Source organism: Acrocarpospora sp. B8E8, assembly GCF_039871605.1.
Taxonomy (GTDB): Bacteria; Actinomycetota; Actinomycetes; order Streptosporangiales; family Streptosporangiaceae; genus Acrocarpospora; species Acrocarpospora macrocephala.
This window is the reverse complement of record NZ_JBDPLV010000027.1, coordinates 1-17,865: the sequence shown is the minus strand read 5'-3', so window position 1 is coordinate 17,865 and position 17,865 is coordinate 1. Positions and strand designations below refer to the sequence as shown.

The 17,865-nt window shown below is 68.1% G+C and carries 21 protein-coding genes and 2 pseudogenes; 9 read left to right on the top strand and 14 right to left on the bottom strand.

Features of this window, described 5'->3' with window-relative positions:
• Nucleotides 1-7: 7 nt before the first annotated feature.
• From ABGB08_RS25045 to ABGB08_RS25005, 9 genes are all read right to left on the bottom strand, one after another.
• Complete coding sequence (locus tag ABGB08_RS25045; RefSeq protein ID WP_347594267.1) at nucleotides 8-223, bottom strand: alcohol dehydrogenase catalytic domain-containing protein; 216 nt, start codon at nucleotides 221-223, stop codon at nucleotides 8-10.
• Between the two features lie 25 nt (nucleotides 224-248).
• Entirely contained in the window at nucleotides 249-1,127 is an 879-nt protein-coding gene (locus ABGB08_RS25040; RefSeq protein WP_347594265.1) for a HAMP domain-containing sensor histidine kinase, read from the bottom strand.
• Nucleotides 1,106-1,684: a response regulator transcription factor gene (locus ABGB08_RS25035; protein ID WP_347594263.1), complete on the bottom strand. Its 579-nt coding sequence runs from the start codon at nucleotides 1,682-1,684 to the stop codon at nucleotides 1,106-1,108. The genes ABGB08_RS25040 and ABGB08_RS25035 overlap by 22 nt, the downstream gene beginning before the upstream one ends.
• Nucleotides 1,685-1,793: 109 nt before the next feature.
• Complete coding sequence (locus tag ABGB08_RS25030; RefSeq protein ID WP_347594261.1) at nucleotides 1,794-1,997, bottom strand: hypothetical protein; 204 nt, start codon at nucleotides 1,995-1,997, stop codon at nucleotides 1,794-1,796.
• Nucleotides 1,998-2,051: 54 nt separating this feature from the next.
• A complete protein-coding gene (locus ABGB08_RS25025) occupies nucleotides 2,052-3,206 on the bottom strand; it encodes a ferredoxin reductase family protein (protein WP_347594488.1) in 1,155 nt (384 codons plus the stop codon).
• A 9-nt stretch (nucleotides 3,207-3,215) separates the two neighbouring features.
• Nucleotides 3,216-3,449 (bottom strand): hypothetical protein, encoded by a 234-nt coding sequence (locus ABGB08_RS25020; RefSeq protein WP_347594259.1) that lies wholly within the window; start codon nucleotides 3,447-3,449, stop codon nucleotides 3,216-3,218.
• A 46-nt stretch (nucleotides 3,450-3,495) separates the two neighbouring features.
• Nucleotides 3,496-4,332 (bottom strand): carbohydrate ABC transporter permease, encoded by an 837-nt coding sequence (locus tag ABGB08_RS25015; RefSeq protein WP_347594257.1) that lies wholly within the window; start codon nucleotides 4,330-4,332, stop codon nucleotides 3,496-3,498.
• Entirely contained in the window at nucleotides 4,329-5,273 is a 945-nt protein-coding gene (locus ABGB08_RS25010) for a sugar ABC transporter permease (protein WP_347594255.1), read from the bottom strand. Before ABGB08_RS25010 ends, ABGB08_RS25015 begins: the two co-directional genes overlap by 4 nt.
• 4 nt (nucleotides 5,274-5,277) lie before the next feature.
• Nucleotides 5,278-6,615, bottom strand: a complete 1,338-nt coding sequence (locus ABGB08_RS25005) for an extracellular solute-binding protein (RefSeq protein ID WP_347594253.1) — start codon at nucleotides 6,613-6,615, stop codon at nucleotides 5,278-5,280.
• A gap of 554 nt (nucleotides 6,616-7,169) precedes the next feature.
• On the opposite strand from ABGB08_RS25005, the gene rox reads away from it, so the two are divergent.
• Entirely contained in the window at nucleotides 7,170-8,594 is a 1,425-nt protein-coding gene (rox, locus tag ABGB08_RS25000; protein ID WP_347594486.1) for a rifampin monooxygenase, read from the top strand.
• Between the two features lie 255 nt (nucleotides 8,595-8,849).
• Complete coding sequence (locus tag ABGB08_RS24995; RefSeq protein WP_347594251.1) at nucleotides 8,850-9,206, top strand: transcriptional regulator; 357 nt, start codon at nucleotides 8,850-8,852, stop codon at nucleotides 9,204-9,206.
• On the opposite strand, the gene ABGB08_RS24990 is transcribed toward ABGB08_RS24995, so the two are convergent.
• Entirely contained in the window at nucleotides 9,207-9,740 is a 534-nt protein-coding gene (locus ABGB08_RS24990; protein WP_347594249.1) for a MarR family transcriptional regulator, read from the bottom strand.
• Nucleotides 9,741-9,819: 79 nt separating this feature from the next.
• Between ABGB08_RS24990 and ABGB08_RS24985 the strand changes: the two genes are divergently transcribed.
• Together ABGB08_RS24985 and ABGB08_RS24980 are read left to right on the top strand one after the other, a co-directional pair.
• A complete protein-coding gene (locus ABGB08_RS24985) occupies nucleotides 9,820-10,248 on the top strand; it encodes a PPOX class F420-dependent oxidoreductase (protein WP_347594247.1) in 429 nt (142 codons plus the stop codon).
• 41 nt (nucleotides 10,249-10,289) lie between these two features.
• Nucleotides 10,290-10,769, top strand: a complete 480-nt coding sequence (locus ABGB08_RS24980; RefSeq protein ID WP_347594245.1) for a nitroreductase/quinone reductase family protein — start codon at nucleotides 10,290-10,292, stop codon at nucleotides 10,767-10,769.
• 215 nt (nucleotides 10,770-10,984) lie between these two features.
• On the opposite strand, the pseudogene ABGB08_RS24975 reads toward ABGB08_RS24980, so the two are convergent.
• Nucleotides 10,985-11,204, bottom strand: a pseudogene (locus ABGB08_RS24975) (MerR family DNA-binding transcriptional regulator); the annotation flags it as partial.
• Between the two features lie 77 nt (nucleotides 11,205-11,281).
• Between ABGB08_RS24975 and ABGB08_RS24970 the strand changes: the two are divergent.
• On the top strand, nucleotides 11,282-12,466 hold the full coding sequence (locus tag ABGB08_RS24970) for an erythromycin esterase family protein (RefSeq protein WP_347594243.1): 1,185 nt from the start codon (nucleotides 11,282-11,284) through the stop codon (nucleotides 12,464-12,466).
• 132 nt (nucleotides 12,467-12,598) lie between these two features.
• Here the strand turns inward: ABGB08_RS24970 and ABGB08_RS24965 are convergent, their stop codons facing one another.
• Complete coding sequence (locus ABGB08_RS24965) at nucleotides 12,599-13,024, bottom strand: VOC family protein (RefSeq protein ID WP_347594484.1); 426 nt, start codon at nucleotides 13,022-13,024, stop codon at nucleotides 12,599-12,601.
• Nucleotides 13,025-13,310: 286 nt separating this feature from the next.
• On the opposite strand from ABGB08_RS24965, the gene ABGB08_RS24960 reads away from it, so the two are divergent.
• From ABGB08_RS24960 to ABGB08_RS24950, 3 genes are all read left to right on the top strand, one after another.
• A complete protein-coding gene (locus ABGB08_RS24960; protein WP_347594241.1) occupies nucleotides 13,311-14,186 on the top strand; it encodes a LysR family transcriptional regulator in 876 nt (291 codons plus the stop codon).
• Nucleotides 14,187-14,346: 160 nt separating this feature from the next.
• The gene (locus ABGB08_RS24955; protein WP_347594239.1) at nucleotides 14,347-14,925 is read left to right on the top strand and encodes an AMP-binding protein; all 579 of its coding nucleotides are present in this window, start codon (nucleotides 14,347-14,349) and stop codon (nucleotides 14,923-14,925) included.
• A 157-nt stretch (nucleotides 14,926-15,082) separates the two neighbouring features.
• Nucleotides 15,083-16,105, top strand: coding sequence for an NAD-dependent epimerase/dehydratase family protein (locus tag ABGB08_RS24950; RefSeq protein WP_347594237.1), 1,023 nt, complete (start codon nucleotides 15,083-15,085; stop codon nucleotides 16,103-16,105).
• A 167-nt stretch (nucleotides 16,106-16,272) separates the two neighbouring features.
• Here ABGB08_RS24950 and ABGB08_RS24945 read toward each other — a convergent pair whose 3' ends face one another.
• A complete protein-coding gene (locus ABGB08_RS24945; protein ID WP_347594235.1) occupies nucleotides 16,273-16,422 on the bottom strand; it encodes a hypothetical protein in 150 nt (49 codons plus the stop codon).
• A gap of 363 nt (nucleotides 16,423-16,785) precedes the next feature.
• On the opposite strand from ABGB08_RS24945, the gene ABGB08_RS24940 reads away from it, so the two are divergent.
• The gene (locus tag ABGB08_RS24940; protein ID WP_347594233.1) at nucleotides 16,786-17,382 is read left to right on the top strand and encodes a DUF1707 domain-containing protein; all 597 of its coding nucleotides are present in this window, start codon (nucleotides 16,786-16,788) and stop codon (nucleotides 17,380-17,382) included.
• 357 nt (nucleotides 17,383-17,739) lie between these two features.
• On the opposite strand, the pseudogene ABGB08_RS24935 reads toward ABGB08_RS24940, so the two are convergent.
• Nucleotides 17,740-17,865 (bottom strand): annotated as a pseudogene (locus ABGB08_RS24935) (helix-turn-helix domain-containing protein); the annotation flags it as partial.

Genomic DNA, 17,865 nt, shown 5'->3' with positions numbered 1-17,865 from the left:
CCCGCGGTCAAGGGCCGATGAGGGCGGCCGCGTGCAGGGACGCGGCGAGCGCGCCCGGGTGGCCGGTGCGGGTGTAGATCTCGGCCGCGGTGTCGGTGAACTTGATGACGTGCTCGCAGGTGCCGTCCGACCAGGCGAACGGGGCGATCACGAAGTCGCCCCTGCGCAGCGTGGCGACCTGGGCGCCGACATCCTCGACCACGCCGACGAACTCGTGGCCCATCGGCCTGCCTTCGGCGGGTACGCCTTCACCGTGACGCGCGGAGCGCGGGGGCCGCGATCGGCAGGGTCAGGACGGCGGCCAGCCCGCCCAGGGGCGAAACGCCCAGATCGAGCGCGCCGCCATGCAGCCGGGCCTGCTGCTGGACCAACGCGAGCCCGAGGCCGGATCCGTCGCCGCGGGTCTGCGCGCCCCGGGCGAAGCGCTCCTTCATGGTCTCCCGCTGATCGGCCGGGATGCCCGGCCCGTCGTCGGCCACGATGATCTGGGCGCTGCGGCCGGCCATGGTCACGTTGACCTGGACCTGGCCGGCGGGATGGCCGTGCAGGGCCGCGTTCTCCAGCAGGTTGTCGATCGCCAGGCGTACCCCGGCGGGCCAGCCGTGGACGGTGGGGATCTCCTGGACGGGCAGCGACAGCAGGTAGGTGACGGCGGGGTGGCGTCGGCGCGCGTGCCCGACCGCTTGGGCGAGCAGGTCGGCCAGGTCGATGTCGTCGGGCGCGGGCAGGGCGCGGGCGTCACCGCGGGCCAGCGTCTGCAGACCTTCCAGCAAGCTGGTGATCCGCTGATGCTCGGCGGCCATGGCCTCCAGGGCCCGCTCCCGCTGGTGCGCGGGCAGGCCGGAGCCGCGCCGCAGGATCTCCAGATTCATGCCGAGGGTGGTCAGCGGGGTCCGGAGTTCATGACCGGCGTCGGCGGTGAAGCGGCGGGTGGCGTGCATGCTGGTCAACAGCTGGCCGAGCATGCGGTTGAGGGCCGCCGACAGGTCGGCGACCTCGCGCGGCCCGCTGACCACCGGCAGCCGCCCGGCCGACAGCCCGGAGTCGATCATCTCGGAGTCGATGGCCAGCGCCGCCCGGCGCAGGCGCTGCAAGGGCTGCAGGATCAGCCGGATGACGAACCACACACCCGCGCCAGCAGCTGCGTCCGGCTGAGCACCTGACCGGCATGCTGCGCCAGGGTCAGCAGCAGGTCGAACTCCCGGGTGGTCAGCCCCAGGTCGTGGCCGCCGCGGGAGGCTTGCCTGCGGGCCGGCTCGATCGTCAGGTCGCCGAGCAGCAGCGGCCGCCGGGCACTGGACTGGTGCAGCCGGACCAGCGCGTGCAGCCGGGCGGCGAGTTCGGCCAGGGAGAAGGGCTTGACCACGTAGTCGTCGGCTCCGGCGGCCAGCCCCGCCACCCGATCCTCCACTTCGTCACGGGCCGACAACATGCAGATCGGGATCGTACGGCCCTGCGCCCGGAGGCGGCGCACCACCTCCACGCCGCTCAAGCCGGGCATCGTGACATCGAGCACCACGATGGAGGGCAGCAGCTGCTCGATCCGGTTCAACGCCGCCTGACCGTCGGCGGCCTCGCTCACCTCGAAGCCCTCCAGGGTGAGCCCAAGTTGGAGCGCCTGACGGACACCCCGGTCGTCGTCGACGACAAGCGCGTGCGCCGCCTGCTGAGAAATGATGATCACCCCCGATTTCGTGCCGCTCGCTCCCGCGACGGCATGACTACGAAGATACGTAAGACGATGTGGCGTTCACCCTGCCGGGCGATCCGCGAGGCAGATCAGGGCCTGGCAGTCACTTGACCTCACCCGGCTTGCCGGTGTGGTCGTTCGTCCGCCCCTCGTTCTTCTCCGCATCCGCGCCGGAGCCATCAGGAGCAGGCGGTGTCTCCACGGAGGACGACGCCGGCGCGTCGTGCGCTTTTTCGTGGGAGGTGGTGGCGACCGCTTGAAAGACAATCCCCAGGCCGACGATCACGACGGTCAGGGCAGTGACCATGAGATTTCTGATCATGATTTCCTTCCAGAGAGTTAGTCCCGAGCGAGGGGCTGGCTACCAGCTGTAGTCCTCGAGGTGGATGTCGTGCTTGGACACGCCCGCGGCCTTCAGGCTGTCGCGGACCAGGTCGTTCCATTTCCGCGGCCCGCAGACGAAGACGTCGCTGCCGGCGATGCCGGGGGCCAGCAGGGTCAGCGCCCGCGTGTCGGTGCGGCCGGATGGGGTGCCATCGGGGAACCAGGAGCCGGGCGCGCGGCGTGAGCCGATCAGCAGATGCAGGGCGATTCCTCTGCGCTGGGCCAGCTCTTCCAGCTCCTCCAGGTGGATGGCGTTGTGGATGCCGCTCACCCGGTAGATGACCGTCACCTCGCCGGGCTCGTACCGGGCGTCGGCGAGGATGCCGGTGAACGGGGTGATGCCGACCCCGGCCGCGATCACGACCATGCGGGGGTGGCGGCGGACGTCCTCGGTCAGCGTGCCGTACGGACCCTCGATCATGACGCGGGTGCCGGGCTTGATCATGGTGGCTCGGCCGCTGCCGTCGCCGATCGCCTGGATGGTGATGCGCAGCTTCTCCGGGTGGGGGGCCGCGGAGATGGTGTAGAGATGGCCGCGCGTCCAGCCGGGGCCGCCTAGGAAGCGCCAGATGAAGAACTGGCCGGACTTGGCGCGCAGGCGGTCCAGGTCTCGGCCTTCCATCACGATGGAGGAGACGCCGGGAGTCTCCCGCCTGACCTCGGCGACATGCAGGCGATGGCGCAGCGATCGGCGCAGCGGGTAGTAGACCCGGTAGATCAGGGTGGTGATGAGCGCGATCAGGAGCATGGCCCACCAGAACGCCTGCGTCCACAGGTCGTGGAAGTGCGTGCCGTCGAAGATCTGGTGCGGGAACGCCAGGGCCATGCCGAGGTAGGCGTACAGGTGGATCAGGTGCCACGACTCGTACCGGATGCGCTTGCGGACCACGCGGATCGACGTCACCACGACTACGATGATCATGAAGGTGCCCAGGCTGGTCAGCAGCATCCAGGAAGCGCCGACGAACAACCGGTACAGCGCGCGCAGCGGCCCTTCCCCCCGGTCATCTCCGGCGCGGCTGACGGCGAAGAGCACGACGTGCGCCATCATCAGCCAGAAGGACCAGTAGCCCAGGAGCCGGTGCCGATGGGCCAGCAGGTCATGACCCCAGGACTGCTCGACCCACGGGATACGGGCCAGCTAGATCACTTGCAGGGCCATGAGGGTCTGCGCGAGCAGGCCCGTCAAGAGCGCCTGGGATTCGACGATGTACTCCGGATAGACGAAGGTCTGCAGGAACCCTCCCGTCCGCGCCCAGATCCACACGGTGAGCACCATGCTGGCAATAGCCAGGATGGCGAGCAGATCGGCTTTCCAGACGGAACGCGGCCGTCTTCCGGCCTGGGCGGCACGCCACGCGGTTGTCGTACTCATGGGTTCAACCCTGAAGGGCGACCTTGTGACGAGATTAAGAGTCTGCTCAGCCCTTCACTCCGGTCAAGGTGACGCCCTCGATGAAGACCCGCTGGGCGAGGAAGAACACGATGATGACCGGCGCCATGACCAGCAGGGTGGCGGCCATGGTGAGATTCCACTGCACGCTGTGCAGCGCCTTGAATGACGCCAGCCCGAGAGACAAGGTCCAGTTGTCGAGATTTGTCGAGGCGTACAGGAGGGGTCCGTAGTAGTCGTTCCAGCAGTAGAAGAACTGGAACAGGGCCACTGCGGCGACCGCCGGGCGGGCCATCGGCAGGATCACCCGGATCAGCGTCCGCAGGTCCGAGCAGCCGTCCACGCGGGCCGCCTCGACGTACTCCTTGGGGATGGTCAGCAGGAACTGCCGGAGCAGGAAGATCGAGAAAGCGTCGCCGAGCAGCATCGGCAGGATCAGCGGCCACAGGGTGCCGGTCAGCCCGGCCCTGGCCCAGATCAGGTAGACGGGCACGGCGACCACCTGCGGCGGCAACATCATCATCGTGATGACCAGCAGGAAGGCCACCCGCCGCCCGGGAAAGCGGAACCGGGCCAGCGCGTACGCCACCGGAATCGACGACAGCAGCATGGCGGCGGTGCCGAGCACCGCGTACAGCAGGGTGTTGCCCAGCCAGCGCGGCAGCGGCGAGCGTTCGAACACCTCGGCGAAGTTGTCCCAGTTCCAGCTGTGCGGCCAGAGCTGGCTGGTCAGCGCCTGCTGGTCGGTCATCAGCGCGGTCAGGCCGACGAACACCAGCGGGCCCAGGAACATCGCCGCCAGCGCCAGGGCCAGCGCGTGGGTGGCGATCCAGTACAGCGCCCTGCGGCGGCGCGTGCCCCTCACCGCAGGCCCCCTTCCTCGTCCAGGCCGCGGAAACGGCGCAGCAGGACCAGCGTGAACACCATGGACGCGGCGAACAGCAGCAGCGCGAGCACGCAGGCGTAGCCCATGGAGTAGTCCCGGAAGCCCGCGTAGAAGAGCCACTGCGGCAGGGTGAGCGTGGACATCTCCGGGTAGCCGGGGATGAAGGTGGTCCCCGGGGAGTCGGTGGTGCCGGAGGCCACCCGGGCGGCGATCATCGCCTGGGTGAAGTACTGCAGGGCGTAGATCACCCCGGTGACCGCGGAGAACATCAGCACCGGCGAGATCAGCGGCAGCGTGATGCTGCGGAAGCACCGCCACGCGCCCGCGCCGTCGATCTCGGCCGCCTCGTACAGGTGCCGGGGCACGTCCAGCAGGGCCGCCAGGAAGATCACCATGACGTTGCCGATCCCCCACATGCCCAGCAGGGTCAGGCTCGGCTTGGACCAGGCCGGGTCGCCGAACCAGTCAGGACCGGAGACGCCGATCAGCCGCAGCGCCTGGTTGAGCGGCCCGGTGGCCGGGTTGAGCAGGAAGACGAAAGAGACCGTCCCGGCCACCAGCGGCACCAGCGAGGGCAGATAGAAGACGGTGCGGAAGAACCCGGCACCCGACTTCAGCCGGGTGACCAGCTGGGCCAGCCCCAGCGCGAAGACCAGCTGGACCGGGACCATGAAGACCACCAGCCAGAGCGTGTTCTGGATCGCGACCAGGGCGCGCGGATCGCGCAGCAGGTACCGGTAGTTGTCCAGGCCGATGAACTCCAGCGTGAACAGATCGTACCGGTGGAAGGAGAAGTAGACCGTGGCCAGCAGCGGATAGAGGAAGAACACCGCGAAACCGGTCAGCCACGGCGACAACCAGAGGAGGGCGCGCAGGCCCTCACGGCGCCGCCACCGCGGCGCCGTGCGGGTGAGGCTCATCCGCTCAGCCCCCGGACAGCTTGAGCTTGTCGTTGATCTCCTTGTCGACCTTGGCCAGGCCCGCGTCCAGGTCCTTGACCCGGCCCGCCTCCCATTCGAGCACGAAGGCGGAGAACGCCTCCTGGTTGAAGACGCTGTTGACGTTGGACGGCAGGGTGGTCGTCTTCGGGTGCTCGAAGATCTGCAGGAAGGTGGCGAAGTTGGCGTCCTTGGCCAGCGCCGGGGACTCCATCGCCGCCTTGGTGGTCGGCACGTTGCGCAGCGCGTTGGAGAGGGTGACCAGGCCGTCGGTGTCGGTGGTCAGGTATTTCACCAGCTCCCAGGCGGCCTGCGGGTTCTTGGCGCCTCTGGGCACGCCGATCACGGTGCCCGCGGTGAAGCCGGAGCCGTACAGGTCGGGCTTGGCGTCGGCGACCGGGAGCGGGGCGGTGCCGTAGTCCATGGACTTGGCGTCCTTGTCGGCGGCGATCATGGCGTTCCGCCACTCGCCGTCCAGGACCATGGCGACCTTGCCCTGGAAGAACGGGTGCTCGGCGCCCCACTCGTCGCCCAGGGACTTGCGGAAGGTCTCCAGGTTGGCGTAGCGGTACCAGTCGACGAGCTCCTTCTGCCAGGTCAGCAGCTGCTTCCAGGCGGGGTCGGAGCCGATCGCCGAGGTGCCGTCGGGGTTGTACCAGGTGGCGCCGACCATCGGGCCGAGGTGGGAGAGGGAGTTCTCGTAGTACTGGGTGCTCGGAATGAACCCGGCCACCTTGATCGTGCCGTCCGGGTCCCGGACGGTGAGCTCCTTGGCCAGCCTGGTCAGCTCCGACAGCGTCTTGGGCGGCTCGTTGCCCTTCATCAGGGCCTTGTTGTAGTAGAGGCCGTACGCGTCGGCCAGCAGCGGCATGGTGCAGCGTTTGCCCTCGAACTCGGTGTAGGCGCGGGCCGCCGCCGGCAGCACCGACAGGTCGATGCCGTCCTGCTTGATCACCTGGGTGAGGTCCTGGAAGACCCCGCTGCGGCACCACTGCGCCACGTTGTCGGTGGTGAAGGAGGACGCCACGTCCGGCGCGTCGCCGCCGCGGACCGCCTGGGTGATCTGCTCGTCCTGTACGCCCTTGACCATCTTCACGCTGATCTGCGGGAACTTCTTGTTGAACCCGGCGATGGCGTCGGTGAACGCCTTGACCTCCGAGTCGGCCGCGAAACCGTGCCACAGTTCGATGGTGGCCGCCGGGAGGGACGCCGATCCGGACGGTTTGGGCTGGGAGCCGAGGGTGGGGGCGTCGGTGCCCGCCGTACAGGCGGTGGAGACGGCCAGCGTGGCCAGCACGGCCACGGCGAGAACGGTTCGATGCACGGGGGCCTCCTGCGCGCGGTGGTGCTGGAACAACATTAGGAAAGTTTCCTAACGAATCTTGAAAGTAAGGAAACTTTCCGAACTCGTCAAGCACGGGGAAGCTCTTGCAACCGACTCGTGACCGCGGCGTTGCAATCGGCCCGCGAGGACGCGGTAGCGGGGTTGATGTAGCCCACGGGTGAAAGGCTTGGCGTCCACTTCGCGCTCAAACGCGGAAGTCGATTGGAGTTGTGATCACGTGGCCGGGAAAGGATTGGACGGGGTGATGCTCGGGCTTGTAGCTTGCAGTTGACCGTGACACCGCCCGAGGAGGTGAGACCCATGAACGCTGTATCGATGTGGGTGCTCCCCCTTCCCGTCACAGTCGGGCGATTGACGTAGGTGTCGCCGGGAGCGCCTTCCCAACAAGGCACTCCCGAAAGGCAACACCTATGCACTCTCAGCAGGTCATCGCCGAGCCGCCGTCGAACGACAGGGTCGAGCGTGACTCCACGGTGGGCGACGTCCCCGGAGTTCTCCGGTCGCCGGCCTCCGGCGCCGATCGCGCGCCCCTCATCTTCGATGTGATCATTGCCGGGTGCGGGCCGACCGGTGCGATGCTCGCCGCCGAACTGCGGCTGCACGATGTGCGGGTACTCGTTCTGGAGAAGGAAACCGAGCCCGCGTCCTTCGTCCGCATCGTCGGTCTGCATATTCGCAGTCTCGAGCTGATGGCGATGCGCGGACTGCTGGAGCGCATCCTCCAGCATGGAAGACAGCGTCCGGCCGGCGGTTTCTTCGCCGCCATCACCAAACCCGCGCCCAAGGGCCTGGATTCCGCCTACGCCTATCTGCTGGGCATCCCGCAGCCGGTCATCGAACATCTGCTCGCAGAACATGCGATCGACCTGGGTGCGCAGGTCCGGCGCGGTTGCGCGGTCGCCGGTTTCGAGCAGGACGACGAGGGTGTGACCGTCGAGCTGGCCGACGGGGAACAGCTGCGTTCGCGCTACCTCGTCGGCTGTGACGGCGCGCGCAGCACGGTGCGCAAACTGCTCGGTGTCGGCTTCCCCGGCGAGCCCTCACGGAACGACACGCTGATGGGCGAGATGAAAGTGGGTGTACCGCAGGAGGAGATCGCCGCCAAGGTGACCGAAATCAGCGAGACCCATCAGCGATTCTGGCTCCGGCCCTTCGGCGAAGAGGTCTATAGCGTCCTAGTCCCCGCCGCGGGAGTCAGCGACCGCGCGGAACCGCCCACCCTCGAGGATTTCAAACAACAGTTGCGCACCATCGCCGGAACCGATTTCGGCGTGCACTCCCCGCGCTGGATGTCCCGCTTCGGGGATGCCACCCGGCTAGCCGAACGTTATCGGGCCGGGCGGGTGCTGCTGGCCGGCGACGCGGCACACATCCATCCACCCATCGGCGGACAGGGCCTCAACCTGGGCGTTCAGGACGCATTCAACCTCGGCTGGAAACTGGCCGCACAAATCCGCGGCTGGGCCCCGGAACCACTGCTGGACACCTACCAGGCCGAACGTCATCCGGTCGCCGAGGACGTGCTGGACAACACCCGCGCCCAGATCGAACTGCTGTCCACCGAACCGGGCCCGCAGGCCGTGCGCAGGCTGCTCACCGAACTGATGGACTTCGACGAGGTGAACCGCCATCTGATCGAGAAGATCACCGCGATCGGCATCCGCTACGACTTCGGCGAGGGCCCCGACCTGCTCGGCCGCCGCCTGCGCGACATCGACGTGAAACAGGGCCACCTCTACGGTCTGCTGCATCGCGGCCGCGGCCTGCTGCTGGACCGCACCGAACGCCTGACCGTCGGCGGCTGGTCAGACCGGGTCGATTACCTCGCGGATCCCACTGCGGTACTGGATGTCCCGTGCGTCCTGCTACGCCCCGACGGCCACGTCGCCTGGATCGGCGACGATCAGCAGGACCTGGACGACCACCTCTCCCGCTGGTTCGGCAAGCCCGCCAACTGATTCCGCCTGAGCAACGAAAGGCCCGTGAGGATGATCGGAACGGCCAGTAGCGACTGACCATCGGAAGGCTGGCGGCAGCATCAGCCGCGGTGCTCTGGCGCCAGCGTCGGCCTGCGAGGAGGGCTAGCCTCCGAGCCATCGACCGTTCGCCGCCAAAATCCGGTCCGATCCTCCTCGCGGGCCAATCAAGCCATGGCCGATCGGCGTGGCCAGGCTCTCCTGTGCAGCGTTGACACATACCGAACAGACAACCACTTGCCAATTTGGCAACCATATTCCATACCGAACCCGGGAAACCGTCGCACCCACCCCCGCCACGACCTGGACGACCTGCTGACCCACGCGGTCCGCCTGTCCATCGTCGCGGCACTCGCCGACGTCGACCGCGGCGAGTTCGCCCTGGTACGCGACAGCGTGGAGATCACCGACCCGATGCTGTCCAAACAGGTCGCCCTACTCGAACAGGCCGGCTACGTCGGCGTCCACAAGGGCAGGGTGGCCCGCCGTACCCGCACCTGGCTCACCCTCACCCCCAACGGCCAGGCCGCCTACCGCCGCCACATCCACGCCCTCCAGGCGATCGCCAGCCTGACACCAGACTACGCAGACTGATCAAGACACGCAGCGGTCCGAGGCGGACGGTGATGTCCTGCAGCGGGCGATGATCTCGGCCATCGTGCTGCGGAAGCGCTCGCGGTCGCTGTCCGACAGCGGTGCGATGAGACGGCTGAGTTCCGCGCTCACCTCGGCGTGGAAGGCCGTCGCCGCCTGGTGGCCGGCGTCGGTCAGGGTTGCCTGCAGGGCGCGCCGATCGCCCGGCACGGATGATCGCTGGGCGAGCCCGCGCCGCTCCGCCCGGTCCATCAGGCCGGTGAGCGCCGCCTTCTCCACCCCGAAGCACTGCGCGAGGTCGGCCATGCCTCGGGGGCCGCCGAGCAGGACGCACAGGAGCTTGGCCTGGACGGGGGTCAGGTCGTGGCGTTCGGAGACGCGGGCGTAGATGCCCTGCACCAGAGCGGTGAGCTGGACCAGTCCGGCGGCGACGTCCATGTCCGGGTCGCCCGCGCCGGCGCGCTGCGTGCCGGTAGTGCAGCCGAGCCCTGCTGCGGGATCGGTGGACGTGCTCGGTTGCCCCGTTTTGGCCATGACACTATGGTACATGCCACATATAGTTAATATCGCATACAGTACGCGTCATTAACGAGAATGCTGTGGAGGTCCGGACGTGTCTTTCAGCGACGAAGAGATCGCCTACGTGCGTTCCCAGCGGCTGGCCCGCCTCGCCACCGTCGCCGCCGACGGCCAGCCGGACGTGGCGCCAGTGGGGTTCGAGTTCGACGGAACGCACCTGTACGTGGGCGGCATCGATCCGGCCAAGACCCGCAAGTTCCGCAACGTACAAGCCGGCCACACCAAGGTCGCGCTCGTCATCGACGACCTGCCGTCGGCCAATCCGTGGACGCCGCGCTACCTGCGCATCTACGGCGAGGCCGAGCTCGTCGAACGCCAGGGCCAGTTCGGGCCCGCCGCCTACATGCGCATCACCCCCACGCTGTCGTGGAGCTTCAACCTGGAAGGCCTGCCGTTCGCCCACGACCGCGAGGTCAAGGTCAGGCGCACCGTCCACGATTCCGCGCCCGAGCCCGGCGCGTAGCCGTTCGTTTCATCAGACCTGTGAATCACGGAAGGACTCACATGAGCTTCAACACACCTGCTGGAACCCGCGGCACCCGCCAGCCCTCCGGGCGGGCGTTCCGCTGGCTGAACAAGCTGATGGCCAGGCGCATCCGCCGCAAGGGCGGCGGCACGTTCATGGGCTTCAACGCCCTGATCATGACGACCGTCGGCCGCAAAAGCGGCGCCGAACGCACCACTCCGGTCGGCTGGTTCCCCGGCCCGGACGGCAGCTACCTGATCGTGGCCTCAGCGGCCGGAGCGTCAGGAAACCCGGCCTGGTACTACAACATCGCCGCCCACCCCGACCAGGTCCGGATCGAGGTCGAGGGCCGCACGATCGCCGTGACCGCCGAGCAGCTCCACGGGACCGAACGCGAACAGGCCTGGCAGCAGATCACCACCGCCGCCCCCCGCTTCGCCTCCTACCAGCACAAGACCGACCGGGAACTGCCGATCATCCGCCTGACGCCCCGACCCGGCCAGGAGCTCCCCCTATAAGTGATGTTGCCCGCAGCTCGCCACGAGACTGCACACCTCGCTCACGTCGATGAGCCGCCACACCAAGACCCTCCGCCAGGCAGGGCTGATCACCAGCACCCACCACAGCCGTCCCGCACGACCTCACCCCGCTGGGCCGCAGGCTTCTCGGCTGCCACGCGGGTGGGTGCATCAGCGATGCGCGGACGGCTCGCATGGTGGTCCGGATCGGCCACGCCACCGTTCACGGCCCGCTTGATCGCCCCCGCGGTCGCGTGGCCGGGCGCGGGGATCAACGTCAGGAACGTCCGCAACGCCGCCGCATGGCCCGGAGCGTATCCGCGTAGCCATGCGGCGAGCGCTCGGCCGGCGGCAGAACCCCCGCCTCCTCGTAGTTGCGCACGGCCTGCGTGGAAGGCCGTGCTCGCGCGCCAGATCGATGGGCCGTAACCGCATTTTGAAGGTATGTCCTCGTAAACAGCCGGAAATACCGCCAAAGTTTACACGAAAGGTTCAACGATACGGTCAAAGATATGACAGCCCCGATCCGGGACGCCGCCCGCCCCTTCAGCGGCGGTGCCCTCACCGCGCTCCTGTCCCCCGCCACCCGGCTGCTCGGCCTCGGCGAGCCCACCCACGGCGTCGACGCCTTCCTCGAGCTGCGCAACGAGCTCTTCCGCCACCTCGTCGAACACGAGGGCTACCGCTCGATCACCATTGAGAGCGACTGCCTGCTGGCCCTGGCCGCCGACGCGTACGTCACCGACAGCACCGGGACCCTCGACGACGCGATGAACCGCGGCTTCAGCCACGGCTTCGGCGCCTCACCCGCCAACCGCGAACTCCTGCGCTGGATGCGCGCCTACAACGAGGAACATCCCCCGCACGAGCGGCTCCGCTTCTACGGCTTCGACGGCCCCCTGGAGATATCCGGCCCCGCCAGCCCCCGCCCAGCCCTGACCGCCCCGCACGACTACCTCGCCGCCCACCTCGACCTGGCCTGGAGTCGCGAGACCCTCGAGGAGCTGCTCGGCCCCGACGAACGCTGGACCAACCCGGCCGCCCTCATGGATCCCACCCAGTCCGTCGGCCGCACCCCCGAAGCCAGGGAACTGCGCCTGATCGCCGACGACCTGCGCGCGCTGCTCACCGCGCACGCCCCCCACCTGACGGCCGCCACCTCCCCCGACGACTGGTGGCGCGCCGACCTGCACGCCCGCGCCGCCGCCGGGCTCCTGCGCTACCACGCCGGCATGGCCGACACCGCGCCCACCCGCGTGGGCACGCTCATGTGCCTGCGCGATGCGATGATGGCCGACAACCTCGACGCCATCGTCCGCCGCGAGGCCCGTCGTGGCCCCACCCTCGCCTTCGCCCACAACAGCCACCTGCAGCGCGACAAGAGTCACCTGCAGTTAGGCGGCCTGCCGCTCCAGTGGTGGAGCGCGGGCGCCATCATCGGCACCCACCTCGGCGACCAGTACGCCTTCGCCGCCACCACCTTCGGCACCCGCGGCTCCGACATCCCCCATCCCGACACCCTCGAAGGACTCCTGTCGACCCTCCCCCACGCCCGCGCCGTCATCGATCCCACCCACCTCACCGCGACCCTCGACCGGAAGCTGACGCCCCGCGTCCCGGCCGACCACACATACTTCTCCCTCGACCCGGCCACCATCGACCAGATCGACGCCATCGCCTTCATCACCGAAATCTGAGCCACCCAGCTGATCGGCCGGTTCAGAACCTCGGTGATTTCGTTCGGTCGCACGGTCATCTCTTTCATTGTCGTTTTCTTGGTCCGTCCAGCGGATCGTTCTGGTTGGTCGCAGGTCGGCCGCGACGGACTGTCAGCTGAGCTGCTCGGCCAGCGCGATGATGATCCCCTCGGGGCCGCGGACGTAGCAGAGCCGGTAGCTGTCCTCGTACTGGGCCAGCTCACCGACGAGTTCGGCGCCGTGAGTGCGCAGGCGGGCAATGACGTCCTCGATGTCGTCGACGGCGAACATGACGCGATGCATGCCCAGCGTGTTGTGCGGCGGGTTGTGCGGACTGGCGCCGATCGCCGCGGGGGTGTGGTATTTCGCCAGTTCCAGCCGGCCGTGGCCGTCTGGGGTCCGCATCATCGCGATGTCGCAGCGGACACCGTCGAGTCCGACGGTGCGGTCCGCCCAGAGGCCCTCGATCTGCGCTTTGCCCTCCAGTTCCATGCCGAGTTCTACGAAGAACGCAATGGCAGCCTCAAGGTCGTCGACGACAATGCCGACGTTGTCCATCCGCTGGAGCGTCATGGTGGTTCTCCTTCTTCGTCGCGCGGCCCGTCGTGGCCACTGGTGTACCAGGGACGGAGCCAGCAGCACGTTCTCGACACTGGGAAGCGTGCTGAGTTCTGGCTCCTGCTTCCGGCACAGCGGCATGCCCGGCTCGGCGAACGACAGGCCGAACATCCCGGTACGTGTACATATCGACGAACCTCCACGTGATCTCAATTCCGAGTCTGTCCAGAGGTGTCACATGCGTCCAATGCCACTATTGGCGAAAATCCATAGATATCCTTGATGAATGCTTGATATCGTCCGGCTGCGCGTCCTGGCGGCGGTCGCCGCCCACGGCTCGGTCACCGAAGCAGCCAAGGCCCTGCACTACTCGCAGCCCTCGATCAGCCACCACCTGGCCCGGCTGGAGGCGGCGACCGGCGCCAGGCTCATCCAGCGCGTGGGGCGCGGCATCCGGCTCACCCCCGAAGGAGAACTGCTCGCCCGCCGCGCCACGGAGATCGTCGGCCGGGTCGACGCCGCCGGCGCCGAACTGGCCGCCCAGCTCGGGCTGCGGACCGGCCGGGTCCGGCTCGCCGCCTTCAGCTCCGCCCTGAGCGTCCTGGTCCCCCCGGCGGCTGTGGCCCTGCGCGAGTCGTACCCGAACATCGAACTGCACCTCGGCGACGCCCATCCCACGGCCGCCCGCCGGATGCTGCGCGAGGGATCGGCAGACCTGGCCATCGTGTTCTCCTACGAGGACACGATGCCGGACGACGGCATCCGCTACTCCTACCTGCTCGACGACCCGGTGCACCTGCTCAGCCGCGAGTCCGGGCAGACCCTCACCGACCACCGGGACTCGGCGTGGATCGCCGGGTGCCCGAACTGCCGCGGCGACCTCGTCCGGATCTGCGAGGCCGCCGGGTTCAGCCCGCGCATCGCGTACAGCAGCGACGACATCCTCGTCGAGCAGGCCTTCGTCGCCGCCGGGCTGGGCGTCACCACCATGCCGGGACTGGCCCTGCGCACCCACCACGCGGACGGGGTCAAGGCCACCGAACTGACCGCCGTGCGGCGCCGGATCCACCTGGCGGCGTTCGGCGAGCCGCCCGACCCGCCGGCCACCACCGCCTTCATCACCGCCCTGCGCACCACCCTCGACGGACTCCGTCCCGGCTGAGGGTTTTGTGGTTTTGGATGAATTAGTACCTCTAAGCCGACGCCTTTACAAAGTAGAGTACGGAGTCACTTCGTCCACCAGGGAACCGTTGCGTCAACACCGTCATCGACAACGGCCGCCCGATCCCGTCCGCGAACATCAGCCGCTGTAACCCCTGCGGATGCACAACGCGGGCATCACCTCCGGCTTGCACGCGGCCCACAGCGTCGGCGGCACCCTCGTGCTCGGCACGCCGGTCCTGGACCAGGCCCTCCCCGTCGTCGCTCGCGAGCGGACGACCGACGTGCGCATCGGCCACGGCCGTTTCGGCATCGTGGACCATCCCCTCTTCGAGGAGGCGATGACCGCCATGAAGCGCGTGGTGCTCTCGGGCGCGAAAGTGCCCGATCGCGTCTTCGAGGCCTTCGAGAGTCGCGGGGTCTGGGTTGGCCAGAAGTTCGGTATGGGCGAGGGATTCTTCGCCATGTCGACGGCTGCCTCGACTCGCGAGGCGAGGCTCACGACCGTCGGCGTCCCGGTCCCACCGTACGACGAGTTCCGGGTCCTCGAGCCGGGCACCGAAACCGAGGTGCCGGATGGCACTGTCGGAGAGCTCGCCTGTCGCGGGCCTTACACCATCCGGGGCTACTTCGACGCCCCCGACATCAACTCCTCGGCGTTCACCTCCGACGGTTTCTACCGCACCGGCGACCTCGTCGCGGTCCGGACCGTGGGGAACGACCGCCGTTCCCCCCAATGACGGAAGTGCCCGAGCCGTCCGTCACGCTCGGCCTGGTCGACGCCCTGGAGGACCGCGCGGGTGCACGGCCTGGACGAGGCCCGGTTCAGCCCTGCGGTGATCCGCTGATCGCAAATTGTCGGCGGAATTTCACCACTTGGCGCGAAAAAATGGCGCTATGAAAATTCTGGTAATCGGTGGGTCGGTGTTCCTGGGGCGGGCGATCGTGGCGGACGCTCTGCGCCGGGGGCACAGGGTGACGACGTTCAATCGGGGGGTGAGCAGCCCGGACCTGTCTGGGGTGACGGCCGTGCACGGGAACCGCGAGGTTGCGGCCGACCTCGACCGGCTGGTCGAGGGGCGGGAGTGGGACGCGGTCATCGACGTCTGCGGCTTCACCCCCGCCGTCGTCCTGGACGGGGTGCGGCGGCTGAACGGCCACGTCCCGCACTACACGTTCATCTCCAGCATCTCCGCCTTTCCGGGGTACCCGAGCGTGATCGGGCTGGACGAGAGCGCCCCCCGGCACGAGTGCCCGCCGGACGCCGACGCGAGCCTCGGCGAATACGGGGTGCTCAAGGCCGGCTGCGAGCGCGCGGTCGAGGAGTTCTTCGAGGGCAAGGCGCTCATCATCGAGCCGGGGCCGATCCTCGGCCCGCACGAGAACCTCGACCGCCTGTCCTGGTGGCTGACCCGGATCGAGCGCGGCGGCCGGGTGCTGGCGCCCGGCGTCCCTGACCTGCCGATGCAGATCATCGACGCGCGCGACATCGCCGCCTTCACCCTGGACCAGGCCGAACGCGGCGCGACCGGGCGGTACTTCACCACCGGCGAGCCGGGCAAGATCACGTTCGGGGAGTGGCTGGGGCTGTGCGTGGCGGAGACCGGCTCCGACGCCGAACTGGTCTGGGTGGAGGACGAGTTCCTGGTTGCCCACAGCGTGAAGCCGTGGACCGAACTGCCGCTCTGGCTGCCGCGGGGGCCGATGACCTCCGGGATCTGGACGCCCTCCTCCGCCAAGGCCGTCGCCGAAGGGCTGGTCTGCCGGCCGGTGGCGGAGACCGTACGGGACACCTGGGCCTGGCTGCGGGAGATCCCGGTGGCCGAGCGGTCGTTCGGCGGACGGCTCCTGCGGCACGGCATCGACCCAGAGAAGGAAGCCAGGATTCTGGAGCAGTGGGACCATCACATTAGCGGATGAATTGATCGCCACCTGACGACGAGGAGTGCGCGGTGCGATGAAGCCCATGGGACGCCGCTGTCGCGATGACGTCTGTGCAGCGTTCCGGATCGGTCTGTGCTCTCGCCAGCCGATCCGGACCACCGCTCTCACGTCCCCGAGCGGCGCTGCGGCCCGCCCTCGCAGGTTCAGCCGGCCACTCTCCGACGGCGCGCGATCGTGGAGATGATGAGCGCGGCCAACAGCGCTGCGCCGTTGAAGACGTCCTGGATGTAGACCTCGGCACCCAGCTGTTGGAGACCCGTGATGCCGACACCGATGACGTAGACCGCGATCACGGTCCCGGCGACGTTGTAGCGTCCCAGTCTGATGCCACCATTCCCGTCGATGCCGGCGCCTTGGCCCCGTTCAAGATTCCACACAGTGCCGATCGAGTCAGCAAGCTGGCCCCGTAGGCTGTTCGTGCTGCTGAGGGGGTTGTGGCTGTAGGTGAATTAGCGCCCTCACGCCGACGTCTTTACAAAGTAGAGCACAGGATCGATTCGTCCGCCAAGGCACCATTGCGTCAACACCGTGCCTGTCCGCGAGTATCAGCCGCTGCAACCCCTGCGCGTCACCCGCCTGCCGCCGACCCGCGCTCAGCACCGGCTCCCCCAAATACAGACGGTCGTACTTTTCGCGTATCTCCGTACCATTGAGGTATGACCGCTGGGCTTCCGGAACCTGTCCGCCGTGGTGAGACGCGCGTCTCGCATGAGGAGCGGGAGGCGGTGGTAGAACGGCTGAGTACGGCGGCGGCCGAGGGCCGGATCGACCTCAGTGAGCTGGATGTGCGGCTGGACCTGGCGTTGAACGCCAAGACTTATGCCGATCTGGAGTCCCTTACCGCTGATCTGCCGCCGGATGTTCCGGTGGATCAGGGGCCGCTGGTCCTCAAAGGAGGCATGAACGGCGCGTCACGTTCCGGACGCTGGCTGGTGCCCGCGCGGATTGCCGTGTACGGCGGCATGGGTGCCGTCAAGCTCGATTTCACCCAGACCGAATGCCGGCTGCCCGAGATCGAGATAGAAGCGCACGGGCAGATGGGCGGCGTCACGATCATCATCCCTGACGGGTGGGTGGCGGGGACCGCCGGGATGGAGCCCGGCCTCGGTGGTTTCACGGACAAGACCACGTCGCAGCGACTCCCCCGGACACCACTGATCCGCCTTACCGGCACCGGCGGCGCGGGAGGCGTGGTCATCCGCCACCCCAACAGCTGGGAACGCCGAACGCAGCGGCGCGCTCAGAGCGCTTGAGCGACTACAGCTGTGGCACGCGCGGATCGTCTGGATCCGCTGACCCAAGACGGCCTGTTGTCAACGAAGCCGTCGCCAGGTACATGCGAGCGGTGTTGGTCCTGGTCAACGCATGTATGGTCTGCGAGTTGCGCTGACATGCTCCGCCCGTCGTAGTTGGCCCGGGACTCCTATGGCTACGGTGCGCCGTTAGATAGCGTTGATCTTTGTGGTTTACCTGGGGTTTTCCGGGCCGTGGTTAATGCGGTGGATGGTGGAGCGTCCGATGCCGTCCTCGGTGGCCAAGTCTGCGAGGGACACCTCGCCCTCGGCGTAGCGGCGGCGGATGGACCGGTGCTCACCAACGTCCGCCGTCCTCACTTCACGCGTGACCGTCGAGGTCGGACGGTCGAGGCGTCTGGCGATCTCCGCGTAGGCGAGCCCGTCTCCCAGCCCCAAGGCGATCTGCTGGCGTTCCTGCTGGGTGAGCCTGCCCCCTGGCAT